General features: G+C 70.4%; 11 protein-coding genes and 1 pseudogene. 5 read left to right on the top strand and 7 right to left on the bottom strand.

All coding sequences use genetic code 11. The features are described 5' to 3' along the window. Nucleotides 1–56 precede the first annotated feature (56 nt). From C4U03_RS03470 to C4U03_RS03440, 5 genes are all read right to left on the bottom strand, one after another. Nucleotides 57–1,337, bottom strand: a complete 1,281-nt coding sequence (locus tag C4U03_RS03470) for an activator-dependent family glycosyltransferase (RefSeq protein WP_103936101.1) — start codon at nt 1,335–1,337, stop codon at nt 57–59. An 18-nt stretch (nt 1,338–1,355) separates the two neighbouring features. Then, nucleotides 1,356–2,789 carry an acyl-CoA carboxylase subunit beta gene (locus C4U03_RS03465; protein WP_103936100.1) on the bottom strand — a complete coding sequence of 478 codons (1,434 nt, stop codon included), beginning with the start codon at nt 2,787–2,789 and terminating at the stop codon, nt 1,356–1,358. A gap of 82 nt (nt 2,790–2,871) precedes the next feature. After that, nucleotides 2,872–4,974 (bottom strand): AfsR/SARP family transcriptional regulator, encoded by a 2,103-nt coding sequence (locus C4U03_RS40275; RefSeq protein WP_268817486.1) that lies wholly within the window; start codon nt 4,972–4,974, stop codon nt 2,872–2,874. A gap of 216 nt (nt 4,975–5,190) precedes the next feature. Beyond that, on the bottom strand, nt 5,191–5,919 hold the full coding sequence (locus C4U03_RS03445; RefSeq protein WP_103936099.1) for a response regulator transcription factor: 729 nt from the start codon (nt 5,917–5,919) through the stop codon (nt 5,191–5,193). Nucleotides 5,920–5,960: 41 nt separating this feature from the next. Beyond that, a complete protein-coding gene (locus C4U03_RS03440; protein WP_160146901.1) occupies nt 5,961–6,974 on the bottom strand; it encodes a sensor histidine kinase in 1,014 nt (337 codons plus the stop codon). Nucleotides 6,975–7,858: 884 nt separating this feature from the next. Here C4U03_RS03440 and C4U03_RS03435 point away from each other — a divergent pair. Beyond that, a complete protein-coding gene (locus tag C4U03_RS03435; protein ID WP_103936097.1) occupies nt 7,859–8,650 on the top strand; it encodes a crotonase/enoyl-CoA hydratase family protein in 792 nt (263 codons plus the stop codon). A gap of 326 nt (nt 8,651–8,976) precedes the next feature. Further along, nucleotides 8,977–10,158, top strand: coding sequence for a cytochrome P450 (locus C4U03_RS03430; protein WP_103936096.1), 1,182 nt, complete (start codon nt 8,977–8,979; stop codon nt 10,156–10,158). Between the two features lie 38 nt (nt 10,159–10,196). Here C4U03_RS03430 and C4U03_RS03425 read toward each other — a convergent pair. Further along, nucleotides 10,197–11,384, bottom strand: a pseudogene (locus C4U03_RS03425) (RNA-guided endonuclease InsQ/TnpB family protein); the annotation flags it as partial. 123 nt (nt 11,385–11,507) lie between these two features. Here C4U03_RS03425 and C4U03_RS03420 point away from each other — a divergent pair. The 3 genes from C4U03_RS03420 to C4U03_RS03410 are packed head-to-tail and all read left to right on the top strand — an operon-like array spanning nt 11,508 to nt 13,761. Continuing rightward, nucleotides 11,508–11,696, top strand: coding sequence for a ferredoxin (locus C4U03_RS03420; protein WP_103936094.1), 189 nt, complete (start codon nt 11,508–11,510; stop codon nt 11,694–11,696). After that, entirely contained in the window at nt 11,693–12,829 is a 1,137-nt protein-coding gene (locus tag C4U03_RS03415) for an NAD(P)/FAD-dependent oxidoreductase (protein ID WP_103936093.1), read from the top strand. The genes C4U03_RS03420 and C4U03_RS03415 overlap by 4 nt, the downstream gene beginning before the upstream one ends. Before the next feature lie 11 nt (nt 12,830–12,840). After that, the gene (locus C4U03_RS03410; RefSeq protein ID WP_103936092.1) at nt 12,841–13,761 is read left to right on the top strand and encodes a LysR family transcriptional regulator; all 921 of its coding nucleotides are present in this window, start codon (nt 12,841–12,843) and stop codon (nt 13,759–13,761) included. Between the two features lie 62 nt (nt 13,762–13,823). On the opposite strand, the gene C4U03_RS03405 is transcribed toward C4U03_RS03410, so the two are convergent. Continuing rightward, a complete protein-coding gene (locus C4U03_RS03405; RefSeq protein ID WP_200826997.1) occupies nt 13,824–14,408 on the bottom strand; it encodes a TetR/AcrR family transcriptional regulator in 585 nt (194 codons plus the stop codon). Nucleotides 14,409–14,554: the final 146 nt, after the last annotated feature.

Below are 14,554 nucleotides of genomic sequence, written 5' to 3'. Positions count from 1 at the left end.
CCGGCGGATTGCGGGCGCGTGGTGGAACACGTTGCGGGGGTCCCGCGCGGGCACGGCTAGAGCGTGCGGCAGCGCGCGGTGAGCCTCTCCAGGACCGGGACGACCTCGCGCGGCGCCGGGGTGCCGATCATCTCGGTGCGCAGCCGCTCGGCGCCCGCCCCGAAGGAGGGCTCCGCCAGTACCCGGTCGAGCATGGCGCGCACCTCGCCCGCCGTCACCCGCCTGGAGTCGGGCGCGCTCAGCCCGGCCCCGGCGCCCTGCACCCGGTGCGCCCAGATCCGGCTGTCCCAGTCCCCCGCCCGGGGCGGCAGGATCACCTGCGGAACGCCGTGCGTCACCGCCGCCTGAAGGGTGCCGAAGCCGCCCTGGTGCAGGATCGCCGAGCAGCTCGGCAGCAGCTCGTTCAGCGGGACGAAGTCGACCGCGCGCACGTTGTCCGGAAGCCGGCGGATCCCAGCCAGCTGGTCGGCGTTCAGCGTGGCCACGACCTCGGCGTCCAGGTCCGCCACCGCCTCCAGCAGGTCGCCGATCGACACCCTGTCGCCGCCCAGCACCTCGCGGACCGACAGCCCCAGGGTGAGGCACACGCGGCGCCGCTTGGGCGGCTCCAGCAGCCAGTCCGGAACGGCGGCGGGGCCGTGGTAGGGCACGTGCCGCATCGGCACGTAGTGATGGTCCACCTCCAGCCGCAGCGACGACGGGAGCGGGTCGACGGTCCACCGCCCCATGACGACGTCCTCGTCGAAGCCGCCGCCGTGCCGTTCGAGAACGGGGCTCAGCCACTCCTGAAGGGGGTCCTCGCGCAGTTCGACGGGCCGCCGCCGAACCGCCTCCAGGTAGGTTCCGCGCATCCGCCCGATCACGTCGAGACCGAACAACAGGCGGGCGTGGGCCGCCCCGCACGCCCGGGCCGCCACGGGACCCGCGAAGGCCAGCGTGTCCCAGAGCACCAGGTCAGGCTTCCACGACCGGGCGAATCGCACGAGGTCCGCCATGACCTCGGGCGGTGAGACGCCCTGGAAGACCAGCGTCCACGCGGCGAACACCGCGTGCATGTAGTCGTAGGTGAGCTTCTCGGGGCGCAGTTCGGCGAACTCCAGCACCTCCTGCCACGACTCCCAGGGCAGCGGCTCCCGCTCCTCCTCGCCGACGAACGACCCGGGGTCGAAGGAGGGGCCTACCGGTACCGCCGCCAGGCCGGCCCGGGTGATGTCGTCCAGCATGTTAGGCCGGTTCGCGGCGCGCACCTCGTGCCCCGCCGCTCGCAGGGCCCAGGCGAGGGGCACCTGGGCAAAGACATGCACCTTCGCGGGGGGCGCGAAGAACAGAACCCGCATGGAACTCTCCTCGGGGCGTCAGAGCGGGATGTTGCCGTGGGAGCCGCGTCCGGCGGGGGCTCCGGCGAGCGCCTCAGCGAGCGTGCGGCGGGTCCGGGCCGGGTCGATGACCTCGTCAACGGCTCCCTGTGCCACGGCCACATGGAGCCCGCCGGTGGTGCGCTGGTGCTCCGCGACGAGAGCGGCCCGCAGGGCCTCGCGCTCCTCGGGCGGAGCGGCGGCGAGCCTGCGCCTGTACAGGATCCGCACTGCGGGCTCCGCTCCCATGACGGACGTCTCCGCTTCAGGCCACGCGAACACCGCCGTGGCGCCGAGCGAGCGAGAGTTCATGGCGACATAGGCGCCGCCGTACGACTTGCGCGTCACCAGCGTCACCCGTGGGACCACCGCCTCTGCGAAGGCGTGCAGGAGCTTGGCGCCGCGCCGGATCACACCGTCCCACTCCTGCCCCACGCCGGGAAGGAAACCGGGCACGTCCACGACGACCACCAGGGGAACTCCGAAGGAGTCGCACATGCGCACGAACCGCGCGGCCTTCTCGGCGGACAGGGAGTCCAGGCAGCCGCCCTTGCGCAGCGGGTTGTTCGCCACCACGCCGACGGTTCGACCGCCGAGGCGGCCGAACCCGACGACCATGTTCGGCGCCCACGCGGCCTGCACCTCCTCCAGGCCCTCCGCGCCCGTGGCCGGGCCGTCGAGGATCCGCCGCAGCAACGGCTTGACGTCGTAGGCGCGGTTGGGACGCGCGGGCAGCAGTTGGCGCAGGTCGTCCTCGTCCTGGACGAGGCGCGGGTCGAAGACTCCCGGGCGGCCGAGCAGCGTGGCGATACGCCGGGCACGGACGTAGGCGTCGTCCTCGGAGTCCGCGCGCACGTGGCAGACGCCGGACCGGCGCCCGTGCGGCTCGGGACCGCCGAGGTCGGCCATGGTGACGTCCTCGCCGGTGACGTCGCGCACCACGTCCGGCCCGGTCACGAACAGCCGCGCGTCCGGCGCCATGATCACCAGGTCGGTGAGGGCCGGGCCGTAGGCCGCGCCGCCCGCCGCCGGGCCGACCACGACCGACAGTTGCGGCACCCGGCCCGAGGCCCGGACGATCGCCGCGAACACGCGTCCGACGCCTTCCAGCGACCGCACCCCCTCGTCGATGCGGGCCCCGCCGCAGTGCCAGATCCCGATGACCGGGCAGCGCTCGCGGACGGCGGTGTCGATCGCGGCGACGATGTCGTCGCAACCGGCCGCGCCCAGCGCGCCGCCCATGACGGTCGCGTCGGTGCAGAAGGCCACCGCCTTCGCGCCCTCGATGAGCCCGCGCGCCGTGTGCACGCCCGTGGCGCCCGGTTCCCGGAGCGGGCTGAGGGAGCCGGGGTCCAGCAGCCGGGACAACCTCTGCGCCGCGTCCCGCGAACCCGGGTCCGCCACCGCCGGACGGCCGATCGCGGAAGCCGTCATCGTTCCCCCTTCGCGGTCTTCCGACGTCCGCGACCGAATCTAGGGACCTCCGCTGCACAACCCCTTGAAGGGCGCTCGACTGTCAGCCGGTCGGAACGGGGTGTTCGCGGCTCGCCCGGGAGGGGCCGGGGTCCAGCGCCTCGTTCAGCCGTTCACGGGCGTAGCTGAGCACCAGTTCGGGGAACCGGTAACGGATCTGCCCGTCCTCGCCCTGCGCCGCTCGGATCAGGCGATGGTCCACCAGGCCTTCGAGAGCGGGCCGGATGTCGGCGGCGTCCCAGCCGAGCAGTTCGGCGGCCTCCCGCGCGGTGAACCGCGGCGACGGCAACATGCTGAGCAGCCGGAAGACCGCCTGCTCCCGGCGGCTCAGCGCGCCGTAGCTGGAGTCGTAGCGGGCGCGCAGGTCCAGTTCGCCGACGCTCAGCAGGTCCAGGGACCGCGGCGTCTCGGCCAGCCGCTCGGCCATCTCGGTGATCGAGACGTCGGGCATGGTGGCCAGGCGGCTGCCGATGCACCGCAGGGCGAGGGGCAGCCGGCCGCCGAGCTCCACCAGCCGGTCGGCCGCGCTCGGCGCCCGGTCGAGCCGGGCGCGTCCGACCACGCGGCCCAGCAGCTCGACGCCCTCGGCGTGGTCCATGACGTCGAGGTCGACGTCCCAGTTCCCGGCCAGCCCGTGCAGCCGGCGCCTGCTGGTGACGATGAGGGTGCACCCCGGGTCGCCCGGGATGAGCGGCCGCACGTACGCCGACGAGGGCGCGTCGTCCAGGACGATGAGCAGACGCCGCCCGGCGGTGACCGAACGGAACAGCGTGCTGCGCTCCTCGAGCCCGAAGGGGATGTGCGCCTCCGGGACGCCCATCGCCTGGAGGAAGCCGCCGAGCACCTCCGGCAGGTCGCGCGAGCCGTCGACCGAACCGCGCAGGTCGGCGTAAAGCTGCCCGTCGGTGAACCGGGGTCGCAGGCGGTGGGCGAGATGGATCGCCAGCGCGGTCTTGCCCACTCCGGGCGTTCCGCTGACGGTGACGACGGGGGTGGCGGTCCAGTTCCGGACCGCTCCCGCGGACGCCAGGCCCGCCAGGACCTCCTCGACGATCTCCGTACGCCCGGTGAAGTCGGCGATGTCGGCCGGCAGTTGCGCCGGAGGCCCCAGCGGCGGGATCACGAGCCCGAGCGGCTCGGGCTCGGCGTCACCGGGTGGCTCGGCGGGCACGGCCAGAGGCTCGGGCCGGACGAACGATCCGGCGATGTCGGGAGCGGCGGCGACCACACCAACGCCGCTGCCGTTGGCGTGGCCGTCGCCGTTGCGGTCGCCATTGGCCTTGGCATGGCCGTTGGTGTGGCCCTCGCCATTGGGGTGGCCGTAGCCGTGGCCGTTGCCGTTGAGGAAGGCGCCAGGGAGGACGGCCTCGTCGGCCAGGCGGACGGGACGGGCCACGACGTCCGCCGTCGCCTGGGCGACCACGGTGACCCGCTCCTGCTCGTACGGCCCGCCGAACGGGGCATCCGCCAGCAGCGCCTGGTGGAGCTCGCGCAGCTCACGGCCCGGATCCAGACCGAGGTTCTCGATCATGTTCTCGCGCAGCACCCGGTAGACCTCCAGCGCCTCGTGCCGCCGCCCCGAGCGGTGCAGGGCGATCATCAAGGCGGCGTGGAGGTGCTCGTGCAGGGGATGGGTGAGCACCAGCGACCTGAGCTCACTGATCAGCTCGCGGTGGCGGCCGAGCTGGAGGTCGGCCTCCAGGCGCAGTTCCAGGGCGCGGGACCTCAGCTCCTCGAGCCGGGTCGCGTAGGAGGACAGCAGCCCGCCCTGGACGACGTCGGCCAAGGCCTGGCCGCGCCACAGCCCCAGCGCCCGGCGCAGCGTCTCGGCGGCGCCGGCCGCGTCGCCGCCCTCGAGCGCCGCTTGTCCCAGGGTCGCGTCCTGCTCGAACCGGTACAGGTCGATCGAGTGGTCGGGGATCGCCAGCAGATATCCTCCCGGCCGGGTGCTGAGGAGTTCCTCGGCGCCCAGCCCGGCCAAGATCTTCCGCAGTTTGTATATGTAGGTCTGGAGCGTCGTCATGGCGCTCATCGGCGGACTTTCCTCCCAGAGCTCGTCGATGAGCTCGTCGGTCCGCACGACGGTGTTCCTGCGAAGCAGCAAGAGGGAAATGACCTGACGCGGTTTTGATGCGGTGGGCAACACATTGTGCCCGTTACTGATAATCTCCACCGGACCGAGCACGCGAAAGTCCACGAAGCCCCCAGAGCAAATAAATCGGTGCAGACGTCACCGAAACTACTCAGCAACTCCGTCCCTCACAAGAGCGCACAACCAAAGTCCGTCGACCGCGAACTGTCGACGCGGCAGAGCCGGGACGACAGTTCGCGGATCGCCGGTCATCGGGCTCCCGAGGCGCCTTCACCTCGAATTCCGCTCGCTTTCCGCCGGCCCCCGCCGACGCCCTCGCCGGCCGCCTCCCTCGGGCGCGGCGGGGGCCGGCGGCACCGTCGCCACGGTGATCAGCGATGCAGCCGCCGCCTTGTTCACCGCGTCGATCCGCGAGACGGCGCCCAGCTTGCCGAAGATCTTGCCCAGATGCCGCTTCACCGCCGCCTCGGTCAGCGACAGCCGGGCGGCGATCTGGGCGTTGCTCAGCGCCTCCGCAGTGAGCTGGAGGATCTCGCGCTCCAGCGGTGTCAGCACGTCCTCGGCGGGGCCGCGCAGGTGGAGCAGGCTCTCCTGAGAGACCGAGAGCACCGTGCGCGCCTTGTCGGCGACGACGCTGCGGATCGCGGCGACCAGTTCCTGGCGTGTGGCGCTCTTGAGCAGGTAGCCCCGGATTCCCGCGTCCAGCAGGCTGCGCAGCAGGTACGGGCCCTCGAACATGCTGAGGATGACGACCGCCGTCCCGGGTGAGAGCGCCCGGATGCGGCCCACGGTGGTGACGGCGTCGTCGCCCGGGATGCCGATGTCGAGCAGCACGACCTGGGGCTTGGTCTCGGCGGCGAGCGCGACGGCCGAGTGGCTGTCACTCGCCTCCCCGACGACTCCCATGTCCTCCTGGGTCTCCAGGATCTCCCGCACGCCGTCCCGCACGAGGGCGTGGTCGTCCACGATCAGGATTCCGGTCCGCGTCGGATCAGGCATCCTTGCCTTCCTTTCTCACGGGTAACTTCGGATTGCCGGAGTCATTGCGGATCGGCGTGCTCGGGGAGCGGAACATAGAGCTCGACATGGGTTCCTCTGCCCTGTGTCCCCGCCACGGTCAGCGTTCCGTTCAGTGCCTCGGCGCGTTCCCGCATCACCGACAGGCCGATGCCCTTGCCCTTGGCCAGGGTCTTGACGTCGAACCCGGCGCCGTCGTCATCGACGTAAACGCGCAGCTCGTACGGGGCGATGTGCACGCCCACGACCACCAGCCGGGGACGTCCGTGCACGACCGCGTTGCGGACCGCCTCCCGGACGATGAGGAAGACCTCGTCTTTGACGCCGTCCGGCGCCCAGTCCTCGTCTCCGTTGATGTTGAGCCGCACCATCGCCTCGTTGGCGGGGAGCGCCGCGAACGCGGTCAGCAGGGCCCTCTCCAGATGCCGCACCGGCTCCTGCAACCGCAGTCCCGTGGTCGTCGCGCGCAGGCTCCGCATGGCCTCCCGGACCGCGAACCGCGCCTTCTCCACACGTTCGGTGGCCCCCGACAGGTCGGCCCCGCGCTCTCGGGCCACCTCGAACAGCTCCATCTGCCGGAAGGCGGTGTTGAGCCAGAACCCCACACGGTCGTGCAGCTCACGCGTGATGCGGTTCCGCTCGTCGAGCTGCGCCTCGTGCACCTTGTCGAGCAGGTGGCCCGAGTAGGAGACCAGGCCCTCCGACAGCCGTGAGGTGATGCTCTCGTAGAGGACCAAGACCGCCAGCGTGAACGGTTCACGCGACCTGTCACCGATGTCGGCGTAGGTGATCAGCCGCCGCAGCACGATGGAGAAGAACGTTTCCCAGAACAGCAGGGAGTCGCGGGGGTCGGCCTGCCGGCCGCCCGTCGCGAGGCTGGGCTCGGCCACCCGGGGCCGTCCGGCGCGCAGGCTCTCCACCATGTCGCAGACGATCAGCTCGGACTCGGCCAGCAACCGCCGGCGGGCCGCCGCGTCGGCCGCGATCGGCCCGTCCATCGCGTCGAGGGCACGCTCGCAGGCGGCCCTGAATCTCATCCTTTCCGCTTCCACCAATGATGCCAGGTCCGGTGAATCGATTTCCCGGTGCTGGCAACGCTCCATTGACCTCGACACCCCTTGCGCCCCTTGTCTCCGGATGACAAGAATCCCGTCGCGGCCGCCGTCTACAATCGCCCGGCTACTGACCACCGACGATGTGCCCACCCCGGACGAAGGAGGCAAAGACGCACGGAGGGGCATGGTTATCGACGACTGCCCTGATCAACGCTGCTTGATCGGATGGCTTCTGAGTCGGCTCCCGCATCGGCTCGAAACGATCGCGTGACAATACACTGACCATCGCACGAAAGATCAGCTACGCCCCTTTCGACTCAAATCCTGTCAAATGAACAGAAGAAAGGTCAACACCCGGCCCTCGATCGCCGCCGATGTCATGCACAGTCACTTTTCAGTTACAGACCATCAGGGAGGACTGTGACTGGTGGTGCTGGTGTTACTCACGATAAACCTGTAGTTAAAAGATTCGCAAAGTCACGCGTCTTCCTTGACACAGGTCCACAGGGCGCACCTCGAATGGGTGCTTGACAGGTGATCCTCGGGTTTCAGCCGGGGCGAGGTCCGGGCCATCTGACAGGCGGGCGGTGCCCATGACGGCGGACAAGCAGCGGTTCGACGACGTACGCCGATGGCTACGACCAGGCGATCCCCACGCGGCGGCCGGCGATGCGCGCGGCGATTGGTCCGGGAGCCGCGTGATCGGCCCTGGGCGGGATCGCGGAGGTCGTCGGGCAGGAGGGGGTCGTGGACGATGGTGGCGGCCTCCGGGCGGGCGATGAGGTCGCCGGTGTTCCAGAGGTTGCGCAGGCGGGTGTCGTTCTCCACTGTAGGACTGCCGTGGTCCGGATGCGCCGGAGGTAGTGATGGGTGACGTGCGGGTCGAGATCCAGGGCTCGATCACCACGATCTGGCTGGACCGGCCCGAGCGCCGCAACGCCGTCGACGGGCCGATGGCGGCCGAGCTGCGGGAGGCGTTCCAGGCGTTCGAGGCCGACCCCGGGCAGCAGGTGGCGGTCCTGGCCGGAGCCGGCGGGACGTTCTGCGCGGGCGCCGACCTCACCGCGGTCGGCGACCCCGCGCGGCGCAACGAGCTCGACCCCGACGGCGGCGGCACCGGCCCGATGGGGCCCACCCGGATGGCGCTGAGCAAGCCGCTGATCGCGGCGATCAGCGGGCACGCGGTGGCCGGCGGGCTGGAACTGGCGCTGCTGGCCGACCTGCGCGTGGTCGAGCGCGACGCGGTGCTGGGGGTGTTCTGCCGCCGGTGGGGCGTGCCGCTGATCGACGGCGGCACGGTCCGGCTGCCGCGGATCGTCGGCCTCGGCCGCGCCCTGGACATGATCCTGACCGGGCGTCCGGTGCAGGCGGACGAGGCCCTGGCGATCGGCCTGGCCAACCGGGTCGTGGAACCGGGTGAGGCGGTACGGGCGGCGCGCGAGCTGGCCGCGGAGATCGCCGGATTCCCGTTCGGCTGCGTGCTGGCCGACCGGTCCTCCACCTACGCCGCCCTGGACCTTCCGCTGGCCGAGGCGCTGCGCGCCGAAGGCGCGGCGGGCGTCCCCATCGTGGCGGCCGAGGGCGTGGCGGGGGCCGCCCGGTTCACCGCCGGCGAGGGCCGGCACGGCGCCTTCTCCTCGAAAAGAACCCGCTCATGAATCCCACCTCGCCGTCCGCGGGGCCGTCGTCGACACCCCCGACGACCGGCGGGTAGCAGCCGTCACCGCCGTCGTCGTCCTCCAGCCCGGCGCGGGGGCGGCGTCATGAGATTCACCGCACGTGGATCGGAACCGTACCGAACGGCCATGGACACGTGCCCATCGAGGCGCCAAAAGCCGCCGGACGACGACTCGTGGCGAACATATTTCGATACGAGACACCAGTCATGCAGGAGATTCATGTCGGGGCATGCAAAGTATGCGCTTGCATAATGTGAGTGCGGTCACTTCACTGTGTTCACCGATTACCGACCCGAGGTGAACCGATGTCCGACCCGACCCCTCCCGTCTCCGATCTCGACCTGTTCGACGACGAGGTGCTCGTGGACCCCTACCCGTCCTACGCGGCGCTGCGCGCCCTTGGAGGCGTCGTCCGCCTCCCGGCGAACGACGTCTACGCGCTCACGAGGTACGACGTGATCCGCAACGCCCTGGGCGACTGGGAGAGCTTCTCCTCCGCCGGGGCCATCGGCTTCAACCCGACGGTCAACGAGGCGCTGACCGGCACATCCCTGGCCTCGGACCCGCCGGTGCACACCCGGCTGCGTGCGACCCTGACCGCCAACTTGTCACCGCGGGCGCTCCGCGGGCTCAAGGACGGCATCGACGCCAAGGCCGACGCGTTCGTCGCCGAACTGGTCGACAAGGGTTCGTTCGAGGCGATCGACGCGCTGGCCCGCGCCTTCCCGCTCGAGGTCGTCGCGGATCTCATCGGGTTCACCGGTCACGTCCGCGACAACATGCTCCGCTGGGGCCAGGCGGCGATGCAGGTCATCGGGCCGATGAACCGGCGCACCGCGGAGAGCTTCCCGATCGCGGGGGAGCTGTACGACTGGTGCTCGGGCGTCACCGCCGATGATCTGGCGCCCGGCTCGGTCGGACGCGGGATCTTCGAGGCCGAGGCCCGCGGTGACATCCCGCCCGGCACGTCCGGCCACATCATCCACCAGTACCTCGGCGCCGGCGTCGACACCACGATCGCCTCCATCGGGAACCTCGTCGCCCTTTTCGCCGCACACCCCGACCAGCTCGCGCGGGTGCGAGAGAACCCGTCGTTGGTGTCGGCCGCGTTCAACGAGGTGCTCCGCTACTGGGCCCCGGTCCACGCCTGGGGGCGTCGTACGACCCGGGATGTGGAGATCGATGGTGTCCTGGTCCCGGAAGGGGCGCAGGTCGCGATCCTGTTCGGTGCCGGCAACCGGGACCCGCGCCACTACGAGAATCCCGAGGAGTTCCTGGTCGAGCGCAACCCGACCGACCACCTGTCGTTCGGCTACGGCCCGCACGGCTGCGCCGGCCAGGGCCTGGCCCGCCTTGAGGCCCACGCGGTCATCAAAGCCCTGTCACACCGCGTCGAGCGGCTCGTCGTCGGCACCGAGGTACGGGTGCCGAGCAACATCACCCGGAGCATCGAAAAGCTCCCCGTCCTGGAAGTGATCCCCGCTTGACTTTCTCCCCACGGCTGAAGCCGGGGGGTTCCGACCCTCACGGGTTGGTCTTCCTGCTTCACTGCCAGCCGCCCGCCGGGCTTGCGCCCTTGAGGTCTTACGCCAGCTCCACAGGCGTTTCACCTCTCCGCCAGCCCGGCGGCGAGGATGTTCTTCGCGGCGTTGACGTCCCGGTCGTGGGCTGCGCCGCAGGCGCATGCCCACTCCCGGACGGCAAGCGGCATCGACTCTTGCAGAGCGCCGCAGGCCGAGCACAGCTTGGAAGAGGGGAACCACCGGTCGATCACCAGCAGTTCCCGCCCGTACCAGGCCGCCTTGTACTCCAGCATCGAGCGGAGTTCCCGCCAGGACGCGTCGGAGATGGCGCGGGCCAGCGAGCCGTTCTTGACCAGGTTGCGCACGGTGAGGTCCTCGATCACGACCGTTTGGTTCTCGCGGACGAGTCGAGTGGTGAGCTTGTGCAGGTGATCGCGGCGGCGATCGGCGATCCGGGCATACACCCGGGCCACCTTCAGCTGGGCCTTGGCGCGGTTCGCCGACCCCTTGGCCTTGCGGGCGAGTGCCTGCTGAGCCTTGGCCAGCTTGCGCCGATCGGCCCGCTCATGCCGGGGGTTGGTCACCTTCTCCCCAGTGGACAGGGTGACCAGGGAGGTGATTCCGGCGTCCACCCCGACCAGGCTCCCGGTTGGGTCGAGCGGGGCGATCTTCTCCTCGACCAGGAGGGACACGAACCATCGCCCGGCCGCATCCTGGGACACGGTCACGGTCGACGGCTCCGCCCCCTCGGGCAGCGGACGCGACCACACGATGTCCAGCGGATCGCTCATCTTGGCGAGGGTGAGCCGACCGTCCCGCCAGCGGAACGCCGACCGGGTGTATTCGGCCGACGCCCGGGACTTCTTGCGGGACTTGAAGGTGGGGTACTTGGCCCGGCGCGCGAAGAAGTTCGCGAACGCGGACTGCAGGTGCCGCAGCGCCTGCTGAAGCGGGACGCTGGAGACCTCGTTCAGGAACGCCAACTCGTCGGCGCGCTTCCATTGCGTGAGCGCGGCCGAGGACTCCACATAGGAGACGCGGCGGCCTTCCAGCGTGTAGGCGCGGGTGCGCTCCTCCAACGCCTTGTTGTAGACGAGGCGGACGCAGCCGAACGTCCGGGCAAGCTCTTCGGCCTGCCCGGGAGTCGGGTAGAAGCGGTACTTATAGGCCCGCTTCACGATCTGCGCCATGCCTCACATGTTGCCAGGCGATCAGTTAAGTCTCGTACATGTGTTCGCATCCACCGTGCGGCGCCGTGCCGCGTTTCGTCCCCAGGGCTAAAGCCCGAGGTTTCCACGCTCAAGGACATCCAGATGAAGATCGTCATTGACCGCCCCCGCTGCGAAGGACACGGCCTGTGCGAGGAGGCCGCGCCGCAGCTGATGCACCTCGACGACGACGGCGAACTCGTCCTCGACCGCGAGGAGATAAGCGACGCCGACGCCTCACTGGCCAACGCCGCCGTCCGGGTCTGCCCGGTCGCGGCCCTGCGGATCGCATGAGCACGCCGATCAAGCGTGTCGTCGTCGTCGGCAACGGCATCGCCGGCCTCACCGCGGCGGACTCGCTGCGGGAGAGCGGCTTCGACGGGGAGCTGACCATCGTCGGTGACGAGCCGCACCCGGCGTACAGCCGTCCGGCGCTGTCGAAGGCACTCCTGCTCGACGGCGACGACATGTCGTCCCATGAGCTCCCGCCGCCCACGCACGGGGCGAACGAGATCCGCGGGGTCAGGGCTTCTGGACTCGACGTGGAGCGTCGGCTTGTCAGCCTTGAGGACGGCACCGCCCTGCCGTACGACCGGCTCGTGATCGCCACCGGTTCCCGCGCACGGCGGCTGTCCGACCTGCCCGAGGAGCTCACCTTGCGCGGACTCGACGATGCGCTGACCCTGCGCGGTCGACTCGCTGCAAGTCCGTCGGTCGTCGTGGTCGGCGGCGGTCCGCTCGGCATGGAGATCGCCTCGGGGTGCCTGGCGGCGGGCTGCCGGGTCACGCTCGTCTCTCAGGGGACTCCACTGATCGTGCAACTGGGGCCGTATCTGGCTGACGTCTTCGTCAAGGCCGCGCTGGACCGCGGGCTCACCGTCGTCGAGACCGGCGGTGCGCGGCTCGAAGGGCAGGCGGGAGATGCTCGCGTCGTGCTGGAGGACGGCGCCGTCCTCCAGGCCGGGCTGGTGATCTCCGCGGTCGGCGATGTCCCCAACACGGACTGGCTCGCGGACACGGGCATGGTGGAGAAGGGTGTCCTCCAGGTCGACTCGCGCGGACTCGTGCGCCCTGACATCGCAGCGGTCGGCGACCCGGCGGCGTTCCCGACGCCGTACGGCCGGCGGCGCATCCCGCTGTGGAGCAGTGCGATCGAGCAGGCGAAGGTGGCCGCGGCCGCCCTCGTTCGAGGGGACGAGGCACCACCGCTCCGGTTCCAGCCGTACTTCTGGACCGAGCAGTTCGGGCTCAGCCTCAAGGCCGTGGGCTATCTTCCGGTGCAGGGAGAGCCGACATATGTCGAGGGAGGACCCGGCGGATCCTCCCTGATGCGCTGGTCTCACGACGACGGCTCCGGTACGGCGGTGGCGCTGAACCACCGGATCCCGATCCCCCGGCTGCGCCGTCTGAGTCAGGGCACCGGGTAGGGTTCACCGCGATGGACGACGAGGGGGCGAGCACCGCAGCTTCCAGGCTGGACCGGTTGGCGTCGGTCAACCTCAACCTGCTGGTGCCCCTCCTCGCAGTGCTGGAGGAGCGCTCGGTGACCAGGGGCGCCGAGCGTGTCGGTCTCTCCCAGTCCGCGATGAGCCACGCCCTGGGGCGCATGCGGCGTCTACTCGGCGACGACCTTCTCGTCCGGCAGGGGAACGGTGTCACGCTGACCCCGCGTGCGATGGAGCTGATCGCACCGTTGCGGGCGACCCTCCAGCAGGCCGCGGACGTGATCAACTTTCCCGGCTTCGATCCGGCGACGGATCGCCGCGTCATCACCATCGCGATGACCACCAGCACGGCCTTCGTCCTCGGAGCCCGGCTGGGGCGGCTCGTGGCGGAGCGGGCCCCGAACGCGACCCTCCGCCTGCGCACGATCACCGTGCCGACCGAGTCCACCTTCACAGAGCACGGCGTCGACGTCGTCCTGCTCTCCGAGGGGATCGCGTCGCCGTACCCGCGGGAGCGCCTGTACGACGACCGGTGCGTGGTGGTGGCCTCGGCGGACACGCCCCCCGAAGCGAGCGCGCTGGAGTTGCTGACCACACAGCCGCATGTCGTCGTGGACACCGAGCGGCGGGTCTTCCCGTACTCGGTGCTCGACGAGAGGGGGGTCACCTACCGTGTCGGCCAGTTGATCTCCGATTTCCTGCTCGTCCCTTACCTGGTCGGACGTGCCGGCGGTGTCGCCCTCCTGCGCTTCCGGGTCGCCTCGGAAATGCGGACGCTCGTCGGGCTGCGGATCGAGGAGTTCCCGTTCCCGCTCCCCGGGCTGGGCATCGACATGGTCTGGAACCCGCATCTGGGCGACCACCACTTCATCGCCTGGCTACGCCAGCTCCTGTTCGACGCGGCGAGGCCCTGACGGGCATCGGCCCCGAGTCGCCGGGGCGCGGATGAGGCGAGGGTTCGTCCAGGCGGCGCGGGTCAGTGGCGTCCGATCGCGCCGAACCAGCTCTCGGTGAGGACGTCGAGCATCTCGTCGTACCCGACGCCCCAGGTCCCCGGTGTCCAATGGCGTGCGACATAGTCGAGCTCGGTGATGGCGATGACGCTGCGGAAGTGGCGGGTGCCGGCCGGGAACCGGTCGGCGCGGTCGAGCCCGTCCTTGATGTCGCCGATGGCCTCGTTCAGCCACTCGTCGAAGAGCGCGCGGATCTCGGGGTCGACGGCCGCGGCCTCGAAGGCGGTCGTGGTGTAGGGGCGGATCTCGTCCCAGCGTTGTGAGGTGGAGGCCAGCCACGCGCGGATCCGCTCTCGCGAGCCGTCCTCGACCACGGCGACCAGCTCACGCCCGGTCGACCCGTGCTCGGCGGAGGGGACCCGGTCGAGCGCGGCGTTGAGCCGCTCCGAGATGAGGGCCTTCATCAGATCGACCTTGGAGGGAAAGTACGCGTAGAAGGTCACCCGCGTCGTCCCCGCCGCCGAGGCGATCTCGTCGACCGTCGTCGCCGCATAGCCCTTCGACGCGAACAGGTCCAGGCCGGCGTCGAGCAGGAGCTTTCGCGTCATCTCCTTCTGCGCCTCACGAAGCGTCGCCACGCCGCCAGCATAGGGCACACCGGCCGGGTTCCGCTCTCACTGCTCACTCTTGATACGTGCTGCTCGCAGTCTTGACGCATGGATAGTTTACTTGACGTGATGTAAACACACGTGAC

The sequence above is a fragment of the Thermomonospora echinospora genome, assembly GCF_900108175.1.
Taxonomy (GTDB): domain Bacteria; phylum Actinomycetota; class Actinomycetes; order Streptosporangiales; family Streptosporangiaceae; genus Thermomonospora; species Thermomonospora echinospora.
The sequence above is the reverse complement of the archived record's forward strand: the minus strand, read 5'-3'. Positions and strand labels throughout refer to the sequence as shown.

Bases quoted from the DNA above. Each gene is read 5' to 3' on its own strand.
- C4U03_RS03435 (WP_103936097.1), top strand. From the start codon at position 7,859: ATGGGTGACGTGCGGGTCGAGATCCAGGGCTCGATCACCACGATCTGG.
- C4U03_RS03470 (WP_103936101.1), bottom strand. From the start codon at position 1,337: ATGCGGGTTCTGTTCTTCGCGCCCCCCGCGAAGGTGCATGTCTTTGCC.
- C4U03_RS03445 (WP_103936099.1), bottom strand. From the start codon at position 5,919: ATGCCTGATCCGACGCGGACCGGAATCCTGATCGTGGACGACCACGCC.
- C4U03_RS03405 (WP_200826997.1), bottom strand. From the start codon at position 14,408: ATGACGCGAAAGCTCCTGCTCGACGCCGGCCTGGACCTGTTCGCGTCG.
- C4U03_RS03410 (WP_103936092.1), top strand. From the start codon at position 12,841: ATGGACGACGAGGGGGCGAGCACCGCAGCTTCCAGGCTGGACCGGTTG.
- C4U03_RS03420 (WP_103936094.1), top strand. From the start codon at position 11,508: ATGAAGATCGTCATTGACCGCCCCCGCTGCGAAGGACACGGCCTGTGC.
- C4U03_RS03465 (WP_103936100.1), bottom strand. From the start codon at position 2,789: ATGACGGCTTCCGCGATCGGCCGTCCGGCGGTGGCGGACCCGGGTTCG.
- C4U03_RS03415 (WP_103936093.1), top strand. From the start codon at position 11,693: ATGAGCACGCCGATCAAGCGTGTCGTCGTCGTCGGCAACGGCATCGCC.
- C4U03_RS03440 (WP_160146901.1), bottom strand. From the start codon at position 6,974: ATGAGATTCAGGGCCGCCTGCGAGCGTGCCCTCGACGCGATGGACGGG.
- C4U03_RS03430 (WP_103936096.1), top strand. From the start codon at position 8,977: ATGTCCGACCCGACCCCTCCCGTCTCCGATCTCGACCTGTTCGACGAC.